The following is a 24,445-nucleotide window of genomic DNA, read 5'->3' as shown; positions in this document are numbered from 1 at the left end:
TCTAGATTGGCAGCGCCTAACTCAGTCGGCATCGAAACAGCCCGGTGGACCCCATGCCCTCAGCCTTCCTGCCCGATCGCGCCTTTGTACAGATTACGGGGGCGGATGCCGAGCACTTTCTGCAGAATCTGATCACCACCGATCTCGGGGCACTCACGGCCGATGAGTGGCGGCCGGGTGCGCTTCTGACGCCACAAGGCAAGATCTTCTATGATTTCCTGATCTCCCGCCGTGATGACGGATTCATGATCGATATCCGCGCCGATCAGATGGAAGCCTTCGTCAAGCGCATGACAATGTACAAGCTGCGCGCTGCCGTGACGATCGAGACCCTGCCGGAAACGGGTGCGACGGTCATCTGGGGCGAGGCCTGCGACAGCGCGGCCGACCAGCGATTCGCGCTGGCCGGAACCGAGGTTCGCCGCCAACCAGGCCGGATCGATGGAGCTGGCGACCGGGGCGGTTACGATGCGCTTCGCATTCTCCATGGCGTGCCGGAATCGGGGCAGGACTACGCGCTTCAGGATGCCTTTCCGCACGACATCCTCTTCGACAAGTCGGGTGGCGTCTCGTTTCGCAAGGGATGTTATGTCGGCCAGGAAGTGGTGTCGCGCATGCAGCATCGCTCGACCGCGCGGCGCCGCATAGTGATCGTCTCGGGCGAAGCGCCGCTTCCGGCGTCCGGCTCGGAGATCACCATCGGCGGCAAGACGATCGGTGCGCTCGGCACAGTCGCCGGCGACCGTGGGCTTGCGATCATCCGCATCGACAAGGCCGGCGAAGCCATGGCAGTCGGCGAGCCCATCCTTGCGGGTGACGTGCCGGTAAGCCTCGCTCTTCCCGGCTGGACGGGACTGACATTCCCCAGCTCGGCCGAGGAGGCCTGACATGGGTTCGGCTGCCGCTCTGCCTTCCGCCCGCGCCTGGCAACGTATGCTTTCCGGCCGACGTCTCGACCTGCTCGACCCCTCGCCGCTCGATGTCGAGATCAGCGACATCGCCCATGGGCTTGCTCGCGTCGCCCGCTGGAACGGCCAGACCTCCGGCGATCATGCCTTCTCTGTCGCCCAGCACAGCCTGATCGTCGAGGACATCTTTCGCCGCTCCAATCCCAAGGCCACGGCCGACGAGTTGATGGTGGCACTGCTGCATGACGGGCCGGAATATGTGATCGGTGACATGATCTCGCCGTTCAAGGCCGTTGTCGGTGGCGGCTACAAGGTCGTCGAGAAACGGCTGGAGGCGGCCATCCATCTGCGATTCGGCCTGCCCGCCCATCCGAAGGCGACACTGAAGGACCTGATCAAAAAGGCCGACATGATCTCTGCCTATTTCGAGGCCACCGTGCTTGCCGGCTTCGCCGAGGCGGAAGCCCGCAAGTTCTTCGGCCAGCCGAAGGGCTTTGCCCGCGACACGATCCTGATCGAACCGCTGCCCGCCTATCAGGCACAGGCGAAATTCCTGGAACGGTTCGAGGAGATCGAGGCGGACAGGCAATCGACGACCTGGGCCAGCGCATGAGCGTCATCGTCGTTTCACCGCTCGCTCGGATTGCCGAGATGGCCGTGCGTCACAAGGCGCGCGAGATGATCAGCCTGCTGGCTGCCAATCAGGATTTCCACCGGCCGGCGGTGATCCAGGCAGAGCGGCATCTGAAGCTTTCGATGAACGACATCAGCTTTGCCGGAACAGGCGATCTGATCGCGCCGCAGGAATCGCATGTCGCCGAAATCATCGGCTTCGCAAAGGCCTGGGATCAGGCCGCGCCGCTCGTCGTGCATTGCTGGATGGGCGTGTCGCGGTCTCCGGCAGCGGCCATGATAGCAAGCCTTGCGATTGCTCCCGAGGATGACGACGATGCACTGGCGAAACGGTTGCGGGAAGCCTCGCCCTTTGCCACGCCCAATATGCGGCTGGTGGAGATCGGCGACGAAATGCTCGGTCGTGGTGGCCGGTTTGTGAAGGCGGTGAAGACGCTCGGGCGCGGCGCCGATGCCGACGGCAACACACCCTTCGTGTTGCCGCTTCCCGCGCGGGAACCGGTCCAGTCATGACGGCACCAGCGGAGATCGAGATCGGGCTCAATGCCGCGATCGTCGCCATCAACGCCCGCACCCCTCGCCTGCTCGTGGTCGGAGAGGACGGCAACGCACTCGATGCCCTGCCCTTCGGCCCCTTCGATCCGAACCGGCACCGGACGATGGAGATGTCGCTCCGGCATACGGTCGAGGCTCAAACGGCGCTCGAACTGGGTTACATCGAGCAGCTCTACACCTTCGGTGATCGCGGCCGCCACAAGATGCCCGGCGACCAGGGGCCACATGTCGTGTCCGTCGGCTATCTCGCGCTGACAAGGCTCGACACCGACCGGGATGCGCGGCTCGAATTATCCGGAGCCCGGTGGCGCGACTGGTATGGCTATTTGCCCTGGGAGGACTGGCGGCGGGGGCGCCCCGCGCTTCTCGACAGTCTCATCCTGCCAGCCTTGACGGAATGGGCGGACGAAGCTTCGGCCTCCTCCCGCCGCTCTCGGTTGAAGCTCGCCTTCGGCCTCGACGACTTTCCCTTCGATGAAGAACATGTGCTCGAGCGCTACGAGCTGCTCTACGAAGCAGGGCTGGTCGAGGAAGCCGCGCAAGACGGGCGGGTCGAGCGCTGCCGCACAACCGTCACCCTGGGGCGTCCGATGCGCCATGACCACCGGCGGATTACCGCGACGGCGCTTGCCCGGTTGCGCAGCAAGATCAAGTATCGGCCCGTCATCTTCGAACTGATGCCGCCGGAATTCACCCTCACCGAGTTACAGGGCACGGTCGAGGCGATTGCCGGACATCCTGTGCACAAGCAGAACTTCCGGCGCCTTGTCGACGGTGCCGAACTGGTTGAACCGACGGGGTCGACGCAGGCCGCCACAGGCGGCCGGCCGGCGGCGCTCTTCCGCTTCCGTCGGCAGGTGCTGGAAGAGCGTCCGGCGCCGGGCCTCAAGGTCGGAGGCCGGACCAGCGGTTGACCTCGCCTGCCCCGGCCCCATCTAGGGCGTGGATATCAACAGCAGGGAGCAATCACGGCATGGACTTGGATACGAACGAAGCGATCCTCGCGACACAGGCGGCGCTCGAACAGGCGAGCCAGCTTGCGGTCCAGTATTCCTTCTCGATCGTCGGAGCGCTTCTTCTCCTCTGCATCGGCTGGTGGCTTGCTGCCCTGCTAAGCCGCTGGACCCATGCCGGCCTTAACAAAGTACACGGCATCGACGAGACGCTGGCGCGCTTTTTTGCCAATGTGGTACGCTACGGCGCACTAATTCTCGTCTTCGTCACTGTCCTCGGCCAGTTCGGCGTCCAGACCGCCTCGATCATCGCAGCGCTGGGTGCCGCGGGCCTTGCCATCGGTCTTGCGTTGCAGGGCACGCTGCAGAACATCGCCGCCGGCATCATGCTTCTGGTGCTGCGCCCATTTCGCGTCGGGGAGTTTATCGATACGGGCTCGATTTCGGGGATCATCGTCGAGATCGGGCTGTTTGCCACGGAGCTGAAGACGCCTGATGGCCTTTATCGGCTCGCTCCCAATTCAACGCTGTGGAATGTGCCGATCACCAATTTCAGCCGTCTTCCGACCCGCCGTTTCGAACTGAAGGTGGGCATCGACTACAACGACGACATCGATCTGGCCGAGAAGATCATGCGCGATCATGCAGAGGCGGATAAGCGGGTGCTCAAGGATCCCGCCGTCTCCACCCATGTCGATCAGCTGGGTGACAGCGCAGTCGTCATTACGCTCTGGTATTGGACGGCGGCCTCCGACTTCTGGCCGACCTCACGCGAGATGATCAAGAAAGTGAAGAAATCCTTCGACGAGAACGGGATTTCCATCCCGTTCCCGCAGGTGACCTATCACGGATCGCCGCAAATGATCGCCCTGCCCGAACGCTTCGTCGACGCTCGGGTGAAGGAAACCTGAGCCACACCTGCCGCCACAGGCGGTGCTCGGGTTTGAAACGCGATGCAGCAGGGTCAGTTTTCGTCCTGCTGCCGCGCGGTCTTTTCAAGATGCCGGTCGATGATGCGCTGCATTTCGGCCAGTACTTCCAGCACGCTGACGGTATCTTCCTCGGTCATGCCCGTAGTTGTCTCGGCTTCGGGCTCCGAAGAGGATGCAGGCCTTTGCGTCGCAAGCGTTGAGCTTACAGCTGCAGCATCACCGCAAGCAGATTTCGCGTCGATGTGACGTTCGTCACAGACGCTCGCGAGATCATTTTTAGTAAAAGATGCAGGTATCGAAGCATCATGACGGGCATCCCTGCCCTGGGGTGCGCTGTCCGGCTTCAAAAGTGTCGTCGTCATACTTGCCCCTCACACAGTCGTCGTTCCGTCTGCATTACCCCAATGCGATACAAACTGTATGCATGACAAATGGCTAGGGGATTCGGTTTTCACGGTCAAAAACCAGGAATCACGGGTGATAACTAGCGAAGCAAATGCTGATATATCAGCAAGACATTGGCAGACATGGGTTTTTAGGGATGCGCGGGAACCAGGCGCATGCTGCACCGCAAAACAATCCGCAAACTTTGTCGTGAGTTCAGCGGAGCGAGATATCGAGGCCGATGTCGAGTGTCGGGGCTGCCATAGTGATCTTCGAGGTCGAGATGTAGTCGACACCCGTCTCGGCGATCGCGCGAATCGTCTGCAGGTTGACGTTGCCCGAGGCTTCGAGGACCACGGGCCGGACATCCGAGGCGTAGTCGACCGGGCTCAGGCCATGATGCTCGCGATTGATCGCCACAGCCTCTCGCAACATATCCGGCCCCATATTGTCGAGCAGGATCACATCCGGCCGTGCGCCAAGCGCTTCGCGCATCTGGTCGAGACCGTCGACCTCGACCTCGATCTTCACCAGATGGCCGGCATAGGCGCGCGCGGCATTTATTGCGGAGGCGACGCCGCCTGATACAGCGATATGGTTGTCCTTGATGAGGATCGCGTCGTCGAGCCCGAAGCGATGATTGGATCCTCCACCCAGTCGCACGGCGTATTTCTCAACTGCTCTCAGGCCCGGTAGCGTTTTGCGGGTGCAGGTCACCCGCGCCTTCGTATCTGCGATCTCGGCGGCAAAGCGGGCGGTGTAACTCGCCACGCCTGAGAGATGCATCAGGAAGTTCAGTGCGACACGCTCGGCCGACAGAACCGACCGTGCATTGCCGGACACGCGGGCGATCGCCTGCCCCGGGGCCACAGTGTCGCCATCGGAAACAACGGCTTCGAAGCGCAAGGCCGGATCGATCAGGCGAAATGCCGCTTCCGCCAGCGGCAGTCCCGCCACCACGCCGTGTTCACGGCTGTTCAGATCGGCCACCGCCGTCTTCTCCGGTCCGATTGTCGCATAGGTGGTGATGTCACCGGCCCGGCCGAGATCTTCCAGAAGCGCGTTGCGGACAAGGTCCTCGATCATCAGGGGCGAAAGCTGCGGGCGCAAGGTCGTGGTCATCAGCGTGGTCTCCTCAGCCAGCCAGTTCAGCGGCAATGCGGTCGGCATCTTTCAGCGTCAGATAGGTGCGGTGGCGCAGCGCTTCCTGTGGATTGGGATGGTCTGCGCGCATATGGGCGCCACGGCTTTCCGTGCGCAGATAGGCGCCAACGGCAATCAGCTTGGCGGTGGCGGTGATGTTGGAGAAGCGCACGCGCGGGCGCTTGCGCTCCAGAGCCACGAGTTCACGGATCAGCACCTTAAGCCCCGCCTCGTCTCTGATGACACCCGCATGGCGGCTCATCAGTCCGCGCAAGTCCTTGAGCTCGGGGCTGTCCTCGACGGTGACAAGGTCATCGTTTTCGCCGGCGCTCGTGCCCCATTCGTAAAGGGCCGATTCCGGCAGCATGCCCTTGATCGAATCGGCGATCCGGCCTGCAAAGACGACCGCTTCGAGAAGCGAGTTGGAGGCGAGGCGGTTTGCCCCATGCACGCCGCTCGAGGTCACCTCGCCCGCTGCCCAGAGGCCATCCAGCGAGGTGCGGCCATCGGCATCCACGAGCACGCCGCCCATGTGGTAATGCACCGCCGGGACCACCGGAATGGGCTGACTGACTGGATCGATGCCGGCGGCGATGCAAGAGGCAAAGACCGTCGGGAAGCGTTTCGAAAATTCCTTGCCGATCGCCTTGGTGCAGTCGAGAAAGGCGCCGCGACCGGCTGCCACTTCGGCGAAGACGCCTCGGGCGACGATGTCGCGCGGTGCAAGCTCGGCGTCCGCATGCAGATCGTTCATGAAACGGTGGCCGGCCGCATTCACGAGTACAGCGCCATCGCCGCGGAGCGCCTCGGTCGCGAGCGGCGCCGGGTCCTGGCCGATATCGATGGCCGTCGGATGGAACTGGACGAATTCCGGATCGGCGATCATGGCGCCGGCCTTGGCGGCCATGCCGACACCCGTACCGCGCGCTTCGGCAGGGTTGGTGGTCACAGAATAGAGATGGCCGACACCGCCGGAGCAGAGGACGACGGCGCGGGCGGGAAAGGCGACGCGCGTCTTCGACTGGCCCGCATCAGGCCTTGCAATGACACCGGAGACGAAACGGCCTTCGGCAATCAGTTCTTCGACCACATAACCTTCCATCACCCGGATCGAGGGCGTGCGCCGAACGGCCGAGATCAGCGCCTCCATGATCGCTCCACCCGCCCGGTCACCGGCTACGCGGACGATGCGCCGCTCGGAATGGGCTGCTTCACGGGACAGAAGAAGATGACCTTCGAGATCGCGGTCGAAAGGCACGCCATAGCCGAGCAGATCATGCACGCGATCCGGCCCTTCGGAGATCATCAGCCGCGCCATCTTTTCCTCGACCAGACCGGCACCGGCCGACACTGTATCGGCGAGATGTTTGTCGAAGCTGTCGCCGGGGCTCATGGCAGCCGCGATGCCGCCTTGCGCCCAGGCCGAGGACGCGCCCTGCCCGATCGGGGCGGCGGCCAGCACCGTGACGGGGCGCGGTGCCAGCTTCAGCGCGCAGAAGAGGCCGGCGAGACCGCCACCGACGATGACGATATCGTCGATGCCCTGCCAGGATTGCGGCCGCATGGATTCAAGATTGGTCGCCATTCAGCCCTCCCCGGCCGGCCGGTATTTCAATTCTTCAGATTGATCATCCGCTCGACGGCAAGCCGTGCGCGGCCCGCAATCGCCGGATCAACCGTGACTTCCTCCGTCATGAAGAGCAGGCTGTCGAGGATCTTCGGCAGCGTGATGCGCTTCATATGCGGACAGAGGTTACAGGGCTTCACGAAATCGACTTCGGGCACTTCCACCTGGATGTTCGAAGCCATCGAGCATTCGGTGACCAGGAGAACACGGGCCGGGCGCCTGGTCTTGACGTAGTCGATCATGCCCTTGGTCGAGCCGGCATAGTCAGACACGGCAAGCACGCTCGGATGGCATTCCGGATGGGCGACGATCTCGATGCGCGGATCGGCCTTCTTGTATTCCAGGAGTTCGTCGGCCGTGAAGCGCTCATGCACCTCGCAATGGCCCTTCCAGGTGAGGATCTTTTTGCTCGTCTGGTTGGCGACATTCATCGCCAGATATTCGTCGGGGATGCAGAGCACGGTGTCGCTGTCGAAGCTGTTGACCACGTCGACGGCATTGGCCGAGGTGCAGCAGATGTCGGTCTCGGCCTTCACGTCGGCCGAGGTGTTGACATAGGTGACGACGGGCACGCCGGGATAGCGCTCGCGCAACAGGCGGACATCGGCGCCGGTGATCGATTCCGACAGCGAGCAACCGGCGCGGCCATCCGGGATCAGCACCGTCTTCTGCGGGTTGAGCAGTTTCGAGGTCTCGGCCATGAAATGCACGCCGCATTGGACGATGATCTCGGCATCGACGCTGACGGCATCGCGAGCAAGCTGCAGCGAATCGCCCTTGATGTCGGCGACGCAATGGAAGATCTCCGGCGTCTGGTAGTTGTGGGCGAGGATAACGGCGCCGCGTTCCTTCTTCAGCCGGTTGATGGCATGGATATAAGGCGCAAAGACCGGCCACTCGATCGCGGGGATGAAGTCGCGGACGCGCTCATAGAGATGCGCGGTCTCCTTGGCGACAGCGGGCGAATAGGTCAGATCAGGACGCTCCCACACGCCGAAACGCTCGGCTGCGGTGCGGGACGTGCTGTTGGCTTCCACCAGATGCTGCGCTTCCATGGCCATCTCCTCCATTATTTATGCTCAAACTGAGCATAACAAGCGCCAAAGAAAACCGGCGATCGCCGGTAGTGCCGATGTAGAAAGTTTCGCCCTCGATTGCAAGGGAGGTTTTAGCCCCGTCTTCGGCCCTCAAAGCTCGGCTACGACCGGCGCGTGACGAGAAGCGCTTTCCCTCATCGGGAAAAACGTTAGTTTGGCTGCTCCTTGAGGCAAGGCTCTGCGAGGCCAAATGTTCGAACTGTTGCCGCTGATCCTGATCGGCGTTCTCTTTGTCATCAACCGAGGTGCTGCCAAGCGCATCGATCGCCTTGAGGCAGAACTCGGAGAGGTCCGCGAGCGGCTGCTCAGGGTAAGCGGAGCCACCGCAGCGCCGTCTGCCATTCCGATGGAGACGGAAGAGCCGGCCGACGTTGCCCCGCCACAGACGGTCGCAGAGACCGTGATCGCGGAGGAGCTAGCGCTCGACGGCGCGCCGTATCAAAGCGCGCCTGCCTCCCTGCCGGAGGAAAACACTGAACTCCTCGCCACGGCGGCTCGCAGCAAAGCCACGCCTGCCGCACCTGCGGAAAGCCTCGAAAATCTCCTCGGCGCGCGCTGGGCCGTCTGGGCCGGCGGCCTGGCTCTGGCGCTCGGCGGGGTCTTTCTCGTGCGTTACTCGATTGAAAGCGGTCTGCTCGGCCCGGGCGTGCGGCTGACGCTTGCCGCCCTGTTCGGTCTTCTTCTGATTGCCGCCGGCGAACTCATTCGTCGCAAGGCGCTGCCGAAGGCCGAAGCCCTCTATTCCAATGCCATGGTGCCCGGCATCCTCACGGCAGCGGGCGCGGTCTCGCTGTTCGGCGCGATCTATGCGGCGCATGGTATTTATGAATTCATCGGCCCGACGCTCGCCTTCCTGCTTCTGGGGCTGACTGCCTTCGGTGTGCTCGGCCTCTCGCTGCTGCATGGCCAGGCGCTGGCCGGGCTCGGTCTCGTCGGCTCCATGCTGACGCCGCTTCTGATCTCGACCACGGCGCCGAGCCTCTGGACACTGTTCATCTATCTGACCGTCGCACAGGTCGCGACGGCGCTCGCCTCACGGATCAAGGGCTGGCTGATCGTGCCGGCGATCGCCCAGGTACTGCTCGGGCTCTGGGCGCTGGTGGCACTCATCGACGCCGCCGAAATCACGCCGGTTGCCCTCTCACTGATTGCCATGATCGCCAGCTGGATGCTGATCTGGCCAGGCGCGAAGGGTGAAGACCCCGCGACGCCCGAAACCCCGCTGTCGCTCGATGCGCTCGGACGGCGGATGGCATCGGGTCCGCTTGCGCTCGACATCACGCTGTCGCTCGCCGTGCTTTTGCCGGCCCTCGTGATGCTGGATCGCGGCCCTACGGTCTCCTTGCCGCTGTTTGCCTTCGCGGCCTTGGTCGCAGCGCTCGCCGCCGCCGGCAGCGCCCGTCACGGCGCCTTTTGGCCAACGGCACTCGCGGCCATGGGTGCCCTGATCGGGGCCGTGGTGAAGTCCGGCTTGATCGCCCAGGCGCAGGTGCTCCTGCTCGGTTTCGGCTGGGACGAAACGGCCGTGGTCAGCCTCGGCGGTCCGGTCATGCTGATCTTCCTGGGGCTTGCTGCCGTCTTCGCCTTTATCGGCCTTGCCCAGAACCGCCGTCGCTTTGCCGAAGACCCGTTGTTCGCAACGGTCTGGGCCGTGATCGTTGCGGTGCTGCCGGTGATGCTCACAACCATCAGCTTCGTGTTTTACGGGACCTATGCCCGGGACTGGGCGCATGGTCTCTTCGCGCTCGGCCTCGGGGCCGTGCTGCTCGCGGCCTGTGAGTATCTCGCTCGCCAAGGCGCCCTGCCCGGCTTCCGACGCGGGATCGACATCCTGATTCTCGGCAGCTTCGCCGCCTTTGCGCTCATGCTGCATTGCCTCACGGATGGCGTGGTGACCACGATCCTGCTCGCGCTCCTCGGCTTTGCCTATCTGATGGCGACCCGCAAACGGGCCTGGAGCGGGCTGCCCTGGATGATGGTGGCAGCGCTTGTCGGCGTGCTTGTCCGCATCTTCTGGGATCCGACGCTGGTCGGGCCGGATGCCTTGTCGCGGACGCCCGTCTTCAACCAATTGCTGCCCGGCTACGGCGTTCCGGCACTGCTCGCCCTGCTCTCGGCCTATGAGATGCGGAACTGGCCGGGCCTTCGGGTTCGCAATGCGCTGCAAGGCCTCGCCAGCCTTCTTGGCCTGCTTGCGGTCGCCATCCTGATCCGTCATGCGATGAATGGTGGCGTGCTCGATGCGTCCGCTCCGACGCTTGGCGAACAGTCGATCTACACGCTGCTGGTGGTCGGCCTCTCCGGCATCCTGATGACGCTCGACGTCAAATCGCCGAGCCCGGTCTTCCGCTACGGCTCGATGGTCGCTGGCGGCATCGCCATCTTGCAGACGCTGAGCCTGCATCTCGGGGTGCTCAACCCCTATTTTTCGGGCGAGAGCACCGGCAACTGGCCGCTGATCAACGTGCTGCTGATCGGTTATCTCCTGCCCGGCCTCGCCTATGCGGGCCTTGCCTTCTACGCCCGCGACAAGCGTCCCCTTCCTTACGTGATCCTGCTCGCGCTCTCCGGCGCCCTGCTCGGTTTCGCCTGGGTGACGCTTTCGGTCCGACGCTTCTGGCAGGGCGAGTTCATTTCCTACTGGAAGGGCTTCGAACAGGCGGAGACCTACAGCTATTCCGTCGCCTGGCTCGCCATCGGCGTTGGTCTGCTTGCGCTCGGTTCGCGATTCGATGCGAGGAGCCTGCGCATTGCGTCTGCCGTCATCGTGATGCTGACGGTCGCCAAGGTCTTCCTCGTCGACATGGCCAACCTCGAAGGCGTGCTGCGCGCGCTGTCCTTCATCGGCCTCGGCTTCGTGCTGATCGGCATCGGCCTCTTCTACCAGAGGATCCTGAGCGGCAAGTCGAGCCGCTCGCCCGATGTGGACGACGAGGAGGCGCCGACGGGGATCTGACTACGGGCGGTTGAACAGTGGGCGCTCGCAAGGCTAGATGCGGGCCGACCAGAATAGGGAAACTGTCTTGACTGCCCTTCTCACAGCCGCCGACTTCGGCCCCCATGAGGCGCTCGCCGCCCGCCTTCTGCCACATGCAACGGAAGGGGACGATGGCTCGCACGACCTCGCCCATATCCACCGCGTCTTCAGGAATGCCTTGAAGATCCAAGCCGGCGAAGGCGGCGATGCCGAAATCCTCGCCGCCGCCGTTCTGCTGCATGACTGCGTCGCCGTCGAGAAGAGTTCGCCGCTCCGGTCGCAGGCCTCAAGGCTTGCCGCAGAGAAGGCGAGCGGAATTCTGGCGGAGCTCGGCTGGCCGAAGGAGAGGATCGAGGCCGTGGCGCATGCGATCCTCACCCACAGCTTTTCCGCCAACATCAAGCCGGAGACGCTGGAGGCAAAGATGCTGCAGGATGCCGACCGGCTGGATGCGATCGGCATGGTCGGTGTGGCGCGCTGTTTCTACATTGCCGGGCGCATGGGTTCAGGCCTCTATCACCCCGGCGATCCCGGCGCCGAGAACCGCCCGCTCGACGATCGCAGCTTTGCCATCGACCACTTCCCGGCCAAGCTCCTGAAGCTCTCCGACGGCTTCCAGACCGAGACCGGTCGAAAACTGGCTGAGGAGCGGCACGAGCGGCTCACCCTGTTTCTCTCCCTCTTCCGCGATGAAATCTGAAGGACGCTAAACGATGCAAGTGACCGGGCTTTCCATCTATCCCTTCAAGAGCGGGCGCGGCATTGCGCTTCCCCAGGCCCGCATCGATGCCATGGGTCTCTCCGGCGACCGGCGCATGATGCTGGTCGATCCTGATGGCCAGTTCATCACGCAGCGGGAAATGCCCGACCTTGCTCGCCTCACGGCGCTTCCGGCGGCCGCCTATCTCACACTCCGACTGGATGACGGGCATGAGATGATGGTCGCGCCGCCACAGCCGGACAATCGCATGGATGTCACCATCTGGCGCTCGACCGTCAGCGCGGCGATGGCGCATGACAGCGTCAATGCCAAGCTTTCCGACTGGTTCGGCCGGCCGGTGAAGCTCGCCTTCATCGACGGGGAAAGCCGCCGCGAGGCGAGCGCGGAATGGGCCGGCGACGGCACGCCGATGGGCTTTGCCGACGGCTACCAGATCCTGGTGACGACATCAGGCTCCTTGCGCGCGTTGAATGAGGACATGGAGCGGCATGGCGAAGGTTCTGTCGGCATGGATCGGTTTCGCCCGAACATCGTCGTCGACTGCGACGAACCTTGGGCCGAAGATGCCTGGACGGGCCTCGAGATCGGCGGCATCCGCTTCGATTTCGTCAAGCCATGCCCGCGCTGCATCATGACCACCCAGGACCAGCAGACCGGATCGCGCGAGGGCGCCAACCCGATGCCAGCCATGGGCCGCATCCGCATGTCCGCCGACCGCCGTGTGCCGGGCGTGCTGTTTGGCTGGAATGCGGTGCCGCGGGAACAGGGTCTGGTGCGGGTCCGGGACGCGGTGACGGTGCTTGGCAGTCGCGAGGCTTGGGCGATCAAGCAGCGGTGAGATTGATTGGGGAGGATGCCACCCGCCCTCGTCCTTCGAGGGTCGCTCCGCTCCCACCTCAGGATGAGGGCTGATCGTTTTATGCCTCGTTGGCCGAAGTTTTTTTCTGAGTGGCTGATGGCATTCGAGGTGTTACGGCATACGGTGCCCCCCTCATCCTGAGGTGCCCTTGCTTTAGCAAGGGCCTCGAAGGATCCGGCCACATCCCGTAACCGATGTTCAGTAAACTTGTACGCATAAGGCCTCAGGCCACAAAATCCCAGCAGTTTGCAGAGTTGCTCCGGATGCCAAGTCGAGCGAGCATAGTGCATTTTCGGGAGGTCACCCATATGGAGGTCACAGTCTACATTCTTCGATGCAGCGACGGCTCCTACTACATCGGGCTGACAAAGCAGGCGATCGAGGCGCGGCTTTGGGAGCACAATGCGGGCACCTATGATGGCTACACAGCCAAACGCCGGCCAGTGGAACTGGTGTTCACAGAAAGCTATGACCGTATCCTCGACGCCATCGCCCGCGAGCGGCAGATCAAGGGATGGAATCGGCAGAAGAAAGAGGCGCTGATCGCTTGCGCCTACGAGGCCCTTCCGGACTTATCGCGCCGAGGGCCCGTCAAGTGGTTGGGTGGTGGGCCCACCCGCCCTCGTCCTTCGAGGGTCGCTTCGCTCCCACCTCAGGATGAGGGCTGACCGTTCAAGAAGCCGGCTTCACAAATCTCGATGCACGCCGCAAGGCAATGGCTGAGCAGCAGGCTATGGCTTGGAGCACAACATCTGCGCCCTCATCCTGAGGTGCCCCTGCGCAGCAGGGGCCTCGAAGGATCCCGCCCCCTGACATTCATCAAATCCCCTGATGGCCAGTTCATCAAAAGGCGTTTCTGCTCGTCCATCGACCGCACTAATGTGTGATCGACAGAGGAGAATCCCCCGATGACGACCACCAGCCGCCCTGCCATGCCCTGGCTCATCATTCTCGCCGGATCGCTGATTGCGGTGATGACCTTCGGGCCGCGCTCGGCCATGGGCTTCTTCCAACTGCCGATGCTCGCCGACCGGGGCTGGGACCGCTCCACCTTCGGGCTTGCCATGGCATTCCAGAACCTGTTCTGGGGTATCAGCCAGCCGTTCTTTGGGGCGCTCGCCGACAAATATGGTACGGGTCGCGTTCTCGTCATGTCGGGCGTGCTTTATGCCGCAGGCCTCGTGATGATGGCCAATGCGTCGGCGCCCATCTGGCTGCATATGGGCGGTGGCGTGCTGATAGGGCTTGCGATCGGTGCGGGTTCTTTCAGCGTTATCCTTTCGGCCTTTGCCCGCAATGTGACACCCGAACAGCGGTCGATGGCGTTTGGCATCGGCACGGCGGCGGGCTCTGCCGGCATGTTCCTGTTTGCGCCGCTCAGCCAAGGCTTTATCTCGGCCTTCGGCTGGTCGGACAGTCTCGTGATCATCGCCGTCATGATGCTGGTCGTGCCGCTGCTCGCCTTTCCGCTGCGCGGCAATGCGCAATCGGGCACGCAGTCCGGCAAACAATATCAGCAAACGATCGCCGAGGCGCTGAAGGAAGCCTTCGCGCACAAGAGCTATCTGCTGCTGACGACCGGTTTCTTCGTCTGCGGCTTCCAGGTGGCCTTCATCACCGCACATTTCCCCGCCTATCTCGGCGATATCGGCATCGAGGCGAGCTATGCGGTGATCGCGATGGCGCTGATCGGCTTTTTCAACATCATCGGTTCGCTCGCAGCCGGCTGGATCGGACAGCGCTATTCCAAGCCCTATTTCCTCGCCTTCATCTATATCGGCCGATCGATCACGGTGACGCTTTTCCTGCTCCTGCCGCAGACGCCCGCTTCCGTCGTGATCTTCGCCGCTGTGATGGGCCTGCTCTGGCTTTCCACCGTGCCGCCGACCAACGGGCTCGTGGCGATCATGTTCGGCACGCGCCATCTCGGCTTGCTGGGCGGGCTCGTCTTCCTGTCGCACCAGATCGGTTCGTTCCTCGGCGTCTGGATGGGTGGCTATCTCTACGACCACTTCGGAACCTATGATCAGGTCTGGTGGCTGGGTGTGGCGCTCGGAATCTTCGCGGCCGTGGTGCATTGGCCGATCCGTGAACAAGCCGTGGAGAGACCGGCTGTCGGATTGGCGTAATTTTGCCCAAAGTGAGATCATATTTCGGCATCGCGCCCATGCCGGATCAAAATTCCCGTGTTTTCGCCTGAAGGCGACTGTCACAGAAAATTATTTTATTTTTCTTCCGCCGCCCGTTGACGGATTCCGAGCCAGCACCTACCTTGTGCGAGCTGGTTCGGATCCTGACAACGAACCATGGCCTCAACGTTTGAGGCCGCAGCCAAAGAAGGAGGTCAGCGAAATGCAAATCGTATTTCATGATGGCGCCCGACCCTGGCAGACGACCCCGCACCTCGTGATGGTGAAACGCCATTACGCCTGCTCCTGTCGAATGTGACGCAGCGCAAAGCCTGACATCAACAATCGACTACTGAAACAGCGCCGTGCCGAACGTGCACGAGCGGGGACATTCGTTATGAAGAAGCAAGTCATCGAATATGCCGGAATCCCGGTTGGCATCACCATACCCGACGGCGACAGGGTCAAGTTCATCGCCGTCAAATATCCGGTCATCGACCTCGACGGCGGTAGCTATCGCAATATCAGCGAACTTCAGGCCGCCATCCACGACCACATGGCGAAGTCTGCGCCGGAAGATCAGGCCGTGTTTCTGGGCGCGGCCAATGCGCCAGGCGTTTCGAGCGAGCGCAAGGTCTTCAACGCCGCGTGACAGAATCCCTCGCGTGCCGCGCCGGGCTCCAGCCCCCGCGGCACGTAGACATGGCGATCCAGAAAATAGGCCGTCAACCGAAAGGCTGCCGCCAATGTCTCCGGATCTGCCGCGCGGTTGGTTCCGGGGGTCAAGAAATCCGGCAGCGCCAGCATCTTGTCCGCCCAGGGGGCGCCTGCCTCGCGGCTGACGGCCCTGCCCGACTTCGGTGAGACATAAGCCAGATCATGATGCGTGCCCGTCGCGGCGCATTCGCTCAAATCCAGCCCAAAGCCGAGATCATTCAGCAGCGCGAGCTCGAAGCGCACGAAGAGTTCGCCTGCCGTCGCCGGCTCCTCGAGATGATCGAGAATTACATCCAGCGCCTGGAAGAGATGCGGATGGGGATCACGCTCCGGCAAAAGCCGCAGCAGAGCCGCCAGCGCCTGCACGCCGTAGACGGCGGTCGCACTTTCCATCAGCCGACCAGCCCGCAGCATCAGAGGCTCTATGCGAAACTCGCCCAGATGTTCGTCGAGGCGTGCGCGCCAGGTGACTTCCAGACGATTGCCGGGCTGCAAGACCGGCTGCATCGTGCGCGACCGGCCGGAGCGCACCATGCCGAGATGGCGGCCACGGCTGCGCGTCATCACCTCGGCGATGACGCTTGTTTCGCCATGCCGCCGCACCCCCAGAAGGATTGCCTCGTCTGTCCATTGCATGCACGGGTTTTACCGCAGAGGCCGGGCTAGCGCGAGGAATTTCGCGAGATGTCAGACGTCCGCGAGATAGCGTTGCACCCAGCCGCGCCAATGGGCAATCGCTTCGGTCTTTCCGGGATAGCGTTTCTCTTCATGCAGTTGCACGAGCGACTTCATTGCCTGGAAGAGCACCACCGACATGGCCTCGGCCTGGTCCTCCGGCAATTGCGGGCGCCAAAGCGTGAGGATCTCGGCGATCCGCTTACGCAAGCTTTCGCGAAGCACGCCGGGGCGCACACCCGGTTGCTCCCAGCGGGCATCGAGCAGGCTGAGCGCCAGACTGCGCTCGGCGGCATGGGCGACGAGCACGTCGAGCAGGCGGTCGGCAAGCTGGCTGCCATCGAGGTCCGCTAGCTGCGCCCTGATTCGGTCGAGGGCCGCCTCGACATGCTCGGCGTAGCGGGCAACGAGGGCGTCGGCGAGCACATCCTTGTTGGGAAAGAACTGGTAGAGTGAACCGATGGGTGCCGCGGCCCGGGCGGCGATCTCGGTCATGGTCGCGGCCCGGTAGCCCTGCTCGGCGAAGACCGCTGCGCCAGCATCGAGAAGCTTTGCCACACGGGCGATGCCGCGCTTGCGTTTCGGCTCCTTGGCGGTCGGCGCGGGCGTCGCCTGCGATGTCGCCGCCGAACTTGACTTTTGCGAGGCCATGCTCATAAAACTCGTTTGTGAGGTCTACCTCATTTATTTTATGAAAACGCGCTTTCGTCCAGCCCTTTCCGGCAAGGGCTTCTCAGACGAAGGACGGAGACAGCCATGTCCCTGGACAAAGAGCACGGAACGCCAGCCCAACCCGGCCTGCTGACACCGCTTCCGGTCGTGCTTCGCTGGCTTGTTCTCCTCGCCCTATCCGTTGCGATCTCCGGCGGGCTTTTCCTCGCGCATATCCCGGGCGCGCTGCTGCTCGGGCCCATGGTCGCGGCCATTCTCGTGGCCACCAACGGCGCACGGCTTTCCGTTCACCGCTATCCCTACATTTTTGCCCATTCGCTGATCGGCTGCATCATTGCCCGCTCGATCGATCTCGGAACGCTGTCGACGGTGGCTGACGACTGGCCGGTCTTTCTGTCCATCGTGCTTGCGATCATCGCCGCGAGCAGCCTGCTCGGCTATTTCATGGCGAAAGCCGAAATCCTGCCGGGCACCACCGCGATCTGGGGCACATCTGCCGGAGCCGCCTCAGCCATGGTGCTGATGGCGGAAGCCCATGGTGGGGATGCGCGGCTGGTTGCCTTCATGCAGTATCTGCGCGTCGCCTTCGTCGCGACCGGGGCGTCGCTGATGGCGGCCTTTGTCTTCAACATCGAAGGCGGTGCAGCACATTCGGTCGTCTGGTTTCCGGAGACGGACTGGCTCGATCTGTCCTTAACACTGGCTGCTGCGCTTGCGGCAGCAATGGTCGGCGCCCGGTTTCGGATACCAGCTGGCACCATGCTCCTGCCACTGGTTGCGACGACGGTCTTGCATGTGATGGGCTATATCACCCTGCAACTGCCCGAATGGCTGCTGGCGCTCGGTTATGGCGTAATCGGCTGGCGGATCGGCCTGTCCTTCACACGGAGGATCCTGAGACACGCGGCAAGCGCCCTGCCCCAGATCGTCGGCTCGATCCTGGTGCTGATGGCGTTCAGCGGCGGACTTGCCTTCCTGCTCTGGTCGCTGCATGGCATCGACCCTCTGACCGCCTATCTCGCGACGAGCCCTGGCGGGCTCGATTCGATCGCGATCATCGCCGCGACGACACCTGTCGACATGTCCTTCATCATGGCACTGCAGACCATGCGGCTGATCCTGATCATCCTGATCGGACCGACGATTTCGGACTTTGTCGCAAGGCGGGTAGCGAAGGGCTGAGCGCCCCTCGCTTGATCGGGTTCAGTCGCGGGGGAATTCGAGACCCATTTCGCGGAAGCGCTCGGGATCGTTGCCCCAGTTCTCGCGCACCTTGACGAAGAGGAAGAGGTGCACCGGCTGTTCGAGGATCTCGGACATCTCCTTGCGGGAAGCCGTGGAAATCGCCTTGATCGCGTCGCCGTTCTTGCCGAGCACGATCTTCTTCTGGCTGTCGCGCTCGACATAGATGACCTGTTCGATGCGCACGGAACCATCCTTGCGCTCTTCCCACTTTTCCGTCTCGACATGCGAGGAGTAGGGAAGCTCCTGGTGCAGACGCAGGAACAGCTTCTCGCGGGTGATTTCGGCCGCGAGCTGGCGCATCGGCAGATCCGAGATCTGATCTTCCGGATAGTACCAGGGACCTTCCGGGAAGGTCTCGGCCAAGTAATCCATGATGTCGTCGCAGCCCGAGCCAGTCGTCGCCGATATCATGAAGGTGCGGTCGAACTTGACGGTCTCATTGGCTTTGGCCGCCAGCTCGAACAGGTCTTCGTGGCGCACCCGGTCGATCTTGTTGAGCACAAGGATCTTCGGCTGCGGCACATCCTTCAGGGCTTCCAGGATCGCCTCGGCATCACCGCGCAGGCCGCGTTCGCTGTCGATGAGGAGCAGGATAATGTCGGCATCCTTTGCGCCTCCCCAGGCCGACGTCACCATGGCGCGGTCAAGCTTGCGGCGCGGCTTGAAGATGCCGGGCGTGTCCATGAAGACGATCTGGGCGTTCTTGTGGATCGCGATGCCGCGCATCACGGCGCGGGTCGTCTGCACTTTGTGGCTGACGATCGAGACCTTGGCCCCGACGAAGCGGTTGACCAGCGTCGACTTGCCAGCATTGGTCGGGCCGATCAGGGCGACGAAGCCGGATCGGGTCGGGGTGTTGACGGTGGCTTCGCCGCCGTCATTCGTTTCGGTGTCGGTCATATCATCCATTCAATTCGCGCCGGAGGCCTTGGCCCAGACGCCTTCGCGTTCGAGTATCTTGGTCGCGGCCACCTGCTCGGCGGCTCGCTTGGAACGTTCGATGCCGATCTCCGGCTTCAGGCCCGGGATCTCGACGATCACCGTGAAGCGGGGATCATGATCCGGTCCGGAGCGATCGGCAACCTTGTATGTGGGCGGCTTGCCAAATCTGGCATGCGTCCATTCCTGCAGTTCGGTCTTGGCGTCGCGGCGGGCGCCATCGGCGCGGGCAGCGCGACCCTCCCAGTATTTCAGGATGAAGCCGCGCGCGGCCTCCAACCCTGCTTCGATGTAAATGGCGGCAATCAGGCTTTCGACCACGTCGGCGCGGACATTCAGCATGTTCGCCGCGGTGATCTTCTTGATGTCGGAGCCCGTGCGGATGAACCGATAGAGCTCGATCTCGTCGGCGACGGAGGCACAGGCCTCGGCGCTTACCAGCTGGTTGAAGCGGACCGAGAGCTCACCCTCGGTCGCGTCGCGGAAGGTCGTGAACAGCATTTCGGCGACGCAGAGGCCCAGCACGCGGTCGCCCAGAAATTCGAGGCGTTCGTAATCGCCCTTCTTGCCCCGCGAGACCTGGGCGCTGGCATGCGTCAGCGCCCGCTTCAAGCGATCGCGGTCGGCGAATTTGTGGCCGATCGCAGCTTCGAGCTGCTCCCAATCCTTTTCGCTGACCACGCTCTTGTTCGTCATTCGACCACCTTGAACAGGCGATCCCAGCGCATGTTGGCCGGCCACTTCCAGACTTCGCGGAACGAGGTGTCGTTGCCGAGCGAGAAGAAGATCAGCGAGGCCTTGCCGATCAGGTTCTCGGCCGGCACGAAGCCGACGTCGAAGCGGCTGTCGAGCGAGTTGTCGCGGTTGTCGCCCATCGCGAAGTAGTGGCCTTCCGGCACGATGAATTCGCGGGTGTCGTCGCCACGGGTGTTCTGCGCCTGGTCGAGCGTGTCGTAGCTCACGCCATTGTCGAGCGTTTCGCGGAAGACCGGAACATCGGTGCCGGGATCCATGCGATAATCGGAGGTGAAGACACCGTCCTGCACCTTCGGCACGGGCTGACCGTTGATCTGGAGCACGCCGCCGATCACCTGGATGCGATCGCCGGGCAGTCCGACGATCCGCTTGATGTAGTCGATGCTCGGGTTCGGCGGGAAGCGGAAGACCGCGATATCGCCGCGCTCCGGTTCGCTTTCGAAGATGCGGCCTTCGAAGAGATCAGGCGAAAAGGGCAACGAATACTTCGAATAGCCATAGGAGAACTTGTTGACGAAGATGTAGTCGCCAACCAGCAGTGTCGGCATCATCGAGCCTGAGGGGATCGTGAAGGGCTGAAAGAACACGGTCCGGATCACCATCGCCAACAGCAGGGCCTGGATGATGACCTTGACGTTTTCCCAGAGGGCACTTTGCTTCTTTTCTTCGCTCACGCGGGTCGGTTCCTTCTTGCGAAAATCCTGCTCTCTCTAGTCGGTTCGCGTCCGCGCGGCAACCGCGCAGGCGCCTGGACCAGCGCGACCAGTTAACTCAGCGGCTTTCCGGCAGGGCCTCGACGATGACGAATGCCTGGGCATAGGGAAATTCGTCGGTGATGGTCAGATGGATGACCGGACGATGGCCGACCGGCAGCATCCGTTCCAGGCAACGGGCAGCGCCGCCGGTGAGTTCGAGGCCCGGCTTGCCGTTTGGCAGATTGACGACGCCCATTTCCTTCCAGAAGACGCCCTCCGCAATTCCGGTGCCGAGCGCCTTCGCCATGGCCTCCTTGGCCGCGAAACGCTTGGCATAGGACGCAGCACTGTCCTTGCGGCCATTGGCTCTCGCCTGCTCCTCGTCCGTGAAGCAGCGGGCGGTGAATTTCTCGCCGAAACGGGTGATCGATTTCTCGATCCTTCTGATGTCGACCAGGTCGCTGCCGATGCCGATGATCATGTCAGACGCTCGATCCCTGGAGGGCTTCAGCAAGGCGGGCACGGGCGCGCTCTGCCAGCCGTTCGCGGCGACGCGTCTGGAATTTCGACACGGTGAAATAGATGACGCAATAGATGATAGCGCCGCTGACAGCGGCAAGTGGGATCGCCCCCACCAGCATCGGCTTCAGGATCGGATGCCACATGCTCTCGAAGGCCGACAGGGAGAATTTCTTCTCGAGATCCACGCTGTCCGTGACCGGATCACCCTTGCCGATCAGGCGGTGGCCGACTTCCCAGGTCGAGGCCCAGATGAGCGGAAAGGTGAGAGGGTTGCCAAAGGCTGTTCCGATCGCGGCCGCAACCATGTTGCCCGCGATGATATAGGCGATCGCAAAGGCGAGCAGGAAATGCAGTCCGATGAACGGTGTCCAGGATGCCACGACGCCAGCGACCACGCCGGCGGCAATCGCATGTGGTGTGGCGGACAGGCGCAGGACACGTTTGCTGAGGTATTGAAACGATCGGATAAAGCCACGACGCGGCCAAAAAAGCTCACGCAGCTTGGTCAGTCTGGATATCGGTTGCCGGCGTCGAAACAGCATGCGGGATATGTAGTTGATCCTCTACGGTTTCGGCAAGCAAAAGCGGCTGACAAAGCTGTCAAAAAGCAAAGACGCCGGCGGGAACCGGCGTCGCAGCATAGACCGTATCTGGTCGGTGGGCAGCTCAGGCGCGGCGGAACATGCCACGGTCGATTTCGCGCTGGCGGTATTCCAGGTCGACCAGGTCGCGGGCGCCGTTCAGGTAGTTCATTTCACGCTCTGCAACGGTCGGGACGCGAAGGGCGCGGGCGATTTTGCGGATCGGAGTAAACATCGTTTTGTCCTCGGTTCTTTCTCTTCATCTGTTGGACTGAAGATAATGCTGCGGCGCACAAGGCACCAGAGACAAGAACTGAAGTCAGCCATGCACCAAACGCATGACGAGGGGCCTGAGGTTTACGATTTGGGCAAGATCGTGATCAAAACGAAGGCAGTTTGACCCAATCGAGGCCTGCAGATCGCGAAGCCCGTGCCCTGCCCTTCCCCAGCCGCCCGGATCGGCGCATCAGTCGTAGACGCGCTTCACCGTCGAGATGCAGTCCAGCTCCTTCAACTCGCCGAGCAACTGGCTGAGCTGGCGCAGATCCCAGACCTCGAGATCGATCCCCATCTCCGTGAAGTCGGTGGCGATCCGGATCATGTTGAGCACCCGGATGTTGATATCGAGGCGTGCGACGCATTGTGCAACGGTGGCGAGCGTGCCGGGTTCGTTCAGGGCATTGATCAGGATGCGGGCGACGAAGCGCGATTTGTTCGCCTCATCGAGATCCCAGCGCACATCGATCCAGCGCTCCGGCTCGTTTTCGAAGCGCTGCAGGGCCGATGCCTGGATCGGGTAGATGGTGATGCCCTTGCCGTCTTCCATGATGCCGACGATTCGGTCGCCGGGCACGGCACCTGCAGGCGCGAAATGTACCTCGGCATTGCCGGAAAGGCCGCGGATGGGCAGTGGATCCGGACCATCGCCCGCGGTCGGCGCATCGCCCTTCGGATGGGCCGGACCGGGGATCTTGAAGACCATGCCATTGGCGCTGTTCATCGCAAACCAGCCCTCGTCCGAGGACGGCTTCACGGTGACGCGTTCGTCCTGGTAATCGGGGAAGACGGCCCGGAGAACGTCGAGCGAGGAGGTCTCGCCGCGACCGACGGAGGCGATCGCGTCTTCCACATCCCGCTGGCCGAGGCGGTGCAGCGCGGGTCTCAGCGTATCCTTGGAGAACACCTTGCCAGCGCGCTCGAAGGTGCGCTCCAGGATGCGCTGGCCAAGGCCTGCATATTGCTTCCGGATCGCCATGCGGGTGGCGCGGCGGATGGCGGCGCGCGCCTTGCCGGTGACGACGATCTCTTCCCAGGCGGCGGGTGGCACCTGCACGCCGGAGCGGATGATCTCGACTTCGTCTCCATTCGACAGGCGGGTGACCAGCGGCATGATCGAGCCGTTGATCTTGGCGCCGACGCAGGTATCGCCGACATTGGTGTGAACGGCATAGGCAAAATCGATCGGGGTCGCCCCGCGCGGAAGCGCGATCAGCTTGCCCTTGGGCGTGAAGCAGAAGACCTGGTCCTGGAAGAGTTCGAGCTTGGTATGCTCGAGGAATTCCTCCGGATTGTCGCCCTCCGCCAAAGCCTCGATCGTGTGGCGCAGCCAGGAATAGGCATTGCTCTCGCGCTGCAGCGGCTCGCTCGGATCGCCGTTTTCGCCGTCCTTATAAAGACTGTGGGCGGCAATACCGTATTCGGCGATGTCATGCATGCGGCGCGTGCGGATCTGCAGCTCAATACGCTGGCGGGACGGGCCGACGATGGTGGTATGGATCGAGCGGTAGTCGTTCTGCTTCGGCGTCGAGATATAGTCCTTGAAGCGGCCCGGCACGACGCGCCAGCGGGTGTGCACGATGCCGAGCGCCCGGTAGCAGCCGGGGATATCGTCGACCAGAATGCGGAAGCCATAGACATCCGAAAGCTGCTCGAAGGAGAGCGACTTCGACTGCATCTTGCGGAAGACCGAATAGGGCTTCTTCTGCCGGCCCTTGACCGAGGTGTTCAAAAGCCCGTTCGCCACGAGAAGCTCGCGCAGCTCGTCCTCGATCTTGGTGATCAGGCCCTCGTTGCGGGTGGAAAGCTCCGCCAGACGGTTGGTGACGGTCTCATAGGCTTCCGGGTTCATGTAGCGGAAGGAGAGATCCTCCAGCTCGTCGCGCATGTCCTGCATACCCATGCGGCCGGCGAGCGGCGCATAGATTTCCATCGTCTCTTCGGAAATGCGGGCGCGCTTGTCGTCGCGCATGTGCTCGAGCGTGCGCATATTGTGCAGGCGGTCGGCGAGCTTCACCAGGAGAACACGCACGTCGTCGGAAATAGCGAGCAGCAGCTTGCGCAGGTTTTCCGCCTGCTTGGCCTTTTTGGTGACGAGGTCGAGCTTCTTGATCTTGGTCAGGCCCTCGACGAGCCGGCCGATATCCTCGCCGAAGAGTTCGTCGATCTCGGCACGGGTCGCGGACGTGTCCTCGATCGTGTCGTGAAGAAGGGCGACGGCGATCGTCGATTCGTCGAGATGCATGTCGGTGAGGATGGCGGCGACTTCGAGCGGGTGGGAGATATAGGGGTCCCCGCTGGCGCGTGTCTGCTTGCCATGCTTCTGCATGGCATAGACATAGGCCTTGTTCAGCAGAGCTTCGTTGGCATCGGGCTTGTATTTCTGCACCCGCTCCACGAGCTCGTATTGCCGCATCATTCCGATCGTCTCCACAAACGAAAAAGCGCG

At 62.7% G+C, this 24,445-nt stretch carries 24 protein-coding genes and 1 pseudogene; 12 read left to right on the top strand and 13 right to left on the bottom strand.

The annotated features are described in order from the left end of the window. The first annotated feature begins 53 nt into the window (after window positions 1-53). The 5 genes from ygfZ to QWE_RS16945 are packed head-to-tail and all read left to right on the top strand — an operon-like array spanning window position 54 to window position 3,960. Window positions 54-887 (top strand): CAF17-like 4Fe-4S cluster assembly/insertion protein YgfZ, encoded by an 834-nt coding sequence (gene ygfZ, locus QWE_RS16965; RefSeq protein WP_006727391.1) that lies wholly within the window; start codon window positions 54-56, stop codon window positions 885-887. A gap of 1 nt (window position 888) precedes the next feature. After that, window positions 889-1,521: an HD domain-containing protein gene (locus QWE_RS16960; protein ID WP_006727390.1), complete on the top strand. Its 633-nt coding sequence runs from the start codon at window positions 889-891 to the stop codon at window positions 1,519-1,521. Beyond that, on the top strand, window positions 1,518-2,054 hold the full coding sequence (locus QWE_RS16955) for a tyrosine phosphatase family protein (protein ID WP_006727389.1): 537 nt from the start codon (window positions 1,518-1,520) through the stop codon (window positions 2,052-2,054). Before QWE_RS16960 ends, QWE_RS16955 begins: the two co-directional genes overlap by 4 nt. After that, entirely contained in the window at window positions 2,051-3,010 is a 960-nt protein-coding gene (locus tag QWE_RS16950; protein ID WP_006727388.1) for an NUDIX hydrolase, read from the top strand. Before QWE_RS16955 ends, QWE_RS16950 begins: the two co-directional genes overlap by 4 nt. Window positions 3,011-3,069: 59 nt before the next feature. Continuing rightward, window positions 3,070-3,960 (top strand): mechanosensitive ion channel family protein, encoded by an 891-nt coding sequence (locus QWE_RS16945; RefSeq protein WP_006727387.1) that lies wholly within the window; start codon window positions 3,070-3,072, stop codon window positions 3,958-3,960. 53 nt (window positions 3,961-4,013) lie between these two features. Here QWE_RS16945 and QWE_RS25320 read toward each other — a convergent pair whose 3' ends face one another. The 4 genes from QWE_RS25320 to nadA all read right to left on the bottom strand — a co-directional run bounded on the left by QWE_RS25320 (window position 4,014) and on the right by nadA (window position 8,190). Next, complete coding sequence (locus tag QWE_RS25320; protein WP_157790726.1) at window positions 4,014-4,343, bottom strand: hypothetical protein; 330 nt, start codon at window positions 4,341-4,343, stop codon at window positions 4,014-4,016. A gap of 238 nt (window positions 4,344-4,581) precedes the next feature. Then, on the bottom strand, window positions 4,582-5,487 hold the full coding sequence (nadC, locus tag QWE_RS16940; RefSeq protein WP_040300564.1) for a carboxylating nicotinate-nucleotide diphosphorylase: 906 nt from the start codon (window positions 5,485-5,487) through the stop codon (window positions 4,582-4,584). Window positions 5,488-5,500: 13 nt separating this feature from the next. After that, window positions 5,501-7,093: an L-aspartate oxidase gene (locus QWE_RS16935; RefSeq protein WP_006727385.1), complete on the bottom strand. Its 1,593-nt coding sequence runs from the start codon at window positions 7,091-7,093 to the stop codon at window positions 5,501-5,503. A 26-nt stretch (window positions 7,094-7,119) separates the two neighbouring features. Beyond that, a complete protein-coding gene (gene nadA, locus QWE_RS16930; RefSeq protein WP_006727384.1) occupies window positions 7,120-8,190 on the bottom strand; it encodes a quinolinate synthase NadA in 1,071 nt (356 codons plus the stop codon). A gap of 232 nt (window positions 8,191-8,422) precedes the next feature. Between nadA and QWE_RS16925 the strand changes: the two genes are divergently transcribed. The 6 genes and pseudogenes from QWE_RS16925 to QWE_RS24810 form a co-directional block, all read left to right on the top strand. After that, entirely contained in the window at window positions 8,423-11,188 is a 2,766-nt protein-coding gene (locus QWE_RS16925; RefSeq protein ID WP_006727383.1) for a DUF2339 domain-containing protein, read from the top strand. A 67-nt stretch (window positions 11,189-11,255) separates the two neighbouring features. Beyond that, entirely contained in the window at window positions 11,256-11,909 is a 654-nt protein-coding gene (locus QWE_RS16920; RefSeq protein WP_006727382.1) for an HD domain-containing protein, read from the top strand. Between the two features lie 13 nt (window positions 11,910-11,922). Continuing rightward, window positions 11,923-12,768, top strand: coding sequence for an MOSC domain-containing protein (locus tag QWE_RS16915; protein ID WP_006727381.1), 846 nt, complete (start codon window positions 11,923-11,925; stop codon window positions 12,766-12,768). Window positions 12,769-13,097: 329 nt separating this feature from the next. After that, a complete protein-coding gene (locus QWE_RS16910) occupies window positions 13,098-13,457 on the top strand; it encodes a GIY-YIG nuclease family protein (protein WP_083872951.1) in 360 nt (119 codons plus the stop codon). 240 nt (window positions 13,458-13,697) lie between these two features. Then, window positions 13,698-14,918 carry an MFS transporter gene (locus QWE_RS16905; protein ID WP_006727379.1) on the top strand — a complete coding sequence of 407 codons (1,221 nt, stop codon included), beginning with the start codon at window positions 13,698-13,700 and terminating at the stop codon, window positions 14,916-14,918. Between the two features lie 397 nt (window positions 14,919-15,315). Continuing rightward, window positions 15,316-15,495, top strand: a pseudogene (locus tag QWE_RS24810) (hypothetical protein); the annotation flags it as partial. Between the two features lie 2 nt (window positions 15,496-15,497). Here QWE_RS24810 and recO read toward each other — a convergent pair. Continuing rightward, window positions 15,498-16,271 carry a DNA repair protein RecO gene (gene recO, locus QWE_RS16890; protein WP_006727376.1) on the bottom strand — a complete coding sequence of 258 codons (774 nt, stop codon included), beginning with the start codon at window positions 16,269-16,271 and terminating at the stop codon, window positions 15,498-15,500. Between the two features lie 51 nt (window positions 16,272-16,322). Continuing rightward, window positions 16,323-16,961 carry a TetR/AcrR family transcriptional regulator gene (locus QWE_RS16885; RefSeq protein ID WP_040300561.1) on the bottom strand — a complete coding sequence of 213 codons (639 nt, stop codon included), beginning with the start codon at window positions 16,959-16,961 and terminating at the stop codon, window positions 16,323-16,325. Window positions 16,962-17,066: 105 nt separating this feature from the next. On the opposite strand from QWE_RS16885, the gene QWE_RS16880 reads away from it, so the two are divergent. Beyond that, window positions 17,067-18,164 (top strand): AbrB family transcriptional regulator, encoded by a 1,098-nt coding sequence (locus QWE_RS16880; RefSeq protein ID WP_006727374.1) that lies wholly within the window; start codon window positions 17,067-17,069, stop codon window positions 18,162-18,164. 21 nt (window positions 18,165-18,185) lie between these two features. On the opposite strand, the gene era is transcribed toward QWE_RS16880, so the two are convergent. The 7 genes from era to QWE_RS16845 all read right to left on the bottom strand — a co-directional run bounded on the left by era (window position 18,186) and on the right by QWE_RS16845 (window position 24,415). Continuing rightward, complete coding sequence (gene era, locus QWE_RS16875; RefSeq protein WP_040300451.1) at window positions 18,186-19,136, bottom strand: GTPase Era; 951 nt, start codon at window positions 19,134-19,136, stop codon at window positions 18,186-18,188. Then, window positions 19,137-19,862 carry a ribonuclease III gene (gene rnc, locus QWE_RS16870; RefSeq protein ID WP_006727372.1) on the bottom strand — a complete coding sequence of 242 codons (726 nt, stop codon included), beginning with the start codon at window positions 19,860-19,862 and terminating at the stop codon, window positions 19,137-19,139. Next, on the bottom strand, window positions 19,859-20,596 hold the full coding sequence (lepB, locus tag QWE_RS16865) for a signal peptidase I (protein WP_006727371.1): 738 nt from the start codon (window positions 20,594-20,596) through the stop codon (window positions 19,859-19,861). Before lepB ends, rnc begins: the two co-directional genes overlap by 4 nt. A 97-nt stretch (window positions 20,597-20,693) precedes the next feature. Next, entirely contained in the window at window positions 20,694-21,098 is a 405-nt protein-coding gene (acpS, locus tag QWE_RS16860) for a holo-ACP synthase (protein WP_006727370.1), read from the bottom strand. Between the two features lies 1 nt (window position 21,099). Continuing rightward, complete coding sequence (locus QWE_RS16855; protein ID WP_006727369.1) at window positions 21,100-21,681, bottom strand: DUF2062 domain-containing protein; 582 nt, start codon at window positions 21,679-21,681, stop codon at window positions 21,100-21,102. A gap of 124 nt (window positions 21,682-21,805) precedes the next feature. After that, on the bottom strand, window positions 21,806-21,955 hold the full coding sequence (locus tag QWE_RS24805; protein WP_006727368.1) for a DUF3563 family protein: 150 nt from the start codon (window positions 21,953-21,955) through the stop codon (window positions 21,806-21,808). A gap of 231 nt (window positions 21,956-22,186) precedes the next feature. Beyond that, a complete protein-coding gene (locus QWE_RS16845) occupies window positions 22,187-24,415 on the bottom strand; it encodes a RelA/SpoT family protein (RefSeq protein ID WP_006727367.1) in 2,229 nt (742 codons plus the stop codon). Window positions 24,416-24,445 lie beyond the last annotated feature (30 nt).

The organism is Agrobacterium albertimagni AOL15, from assembly GCF_000300855.1.
Classification (GTDB): Bacteria; Pseudomonadota; Alphaproteobacteria; order Rhizobiales; family Rhizobiaceae; genus Allorhizobium; species Allorhizobium albertimagni.
The sequence above is the reverse complement of the archived record's forward strand: the minus strand, read 5'-3'. Positions and strand labels throughout refer to the sequence as shown.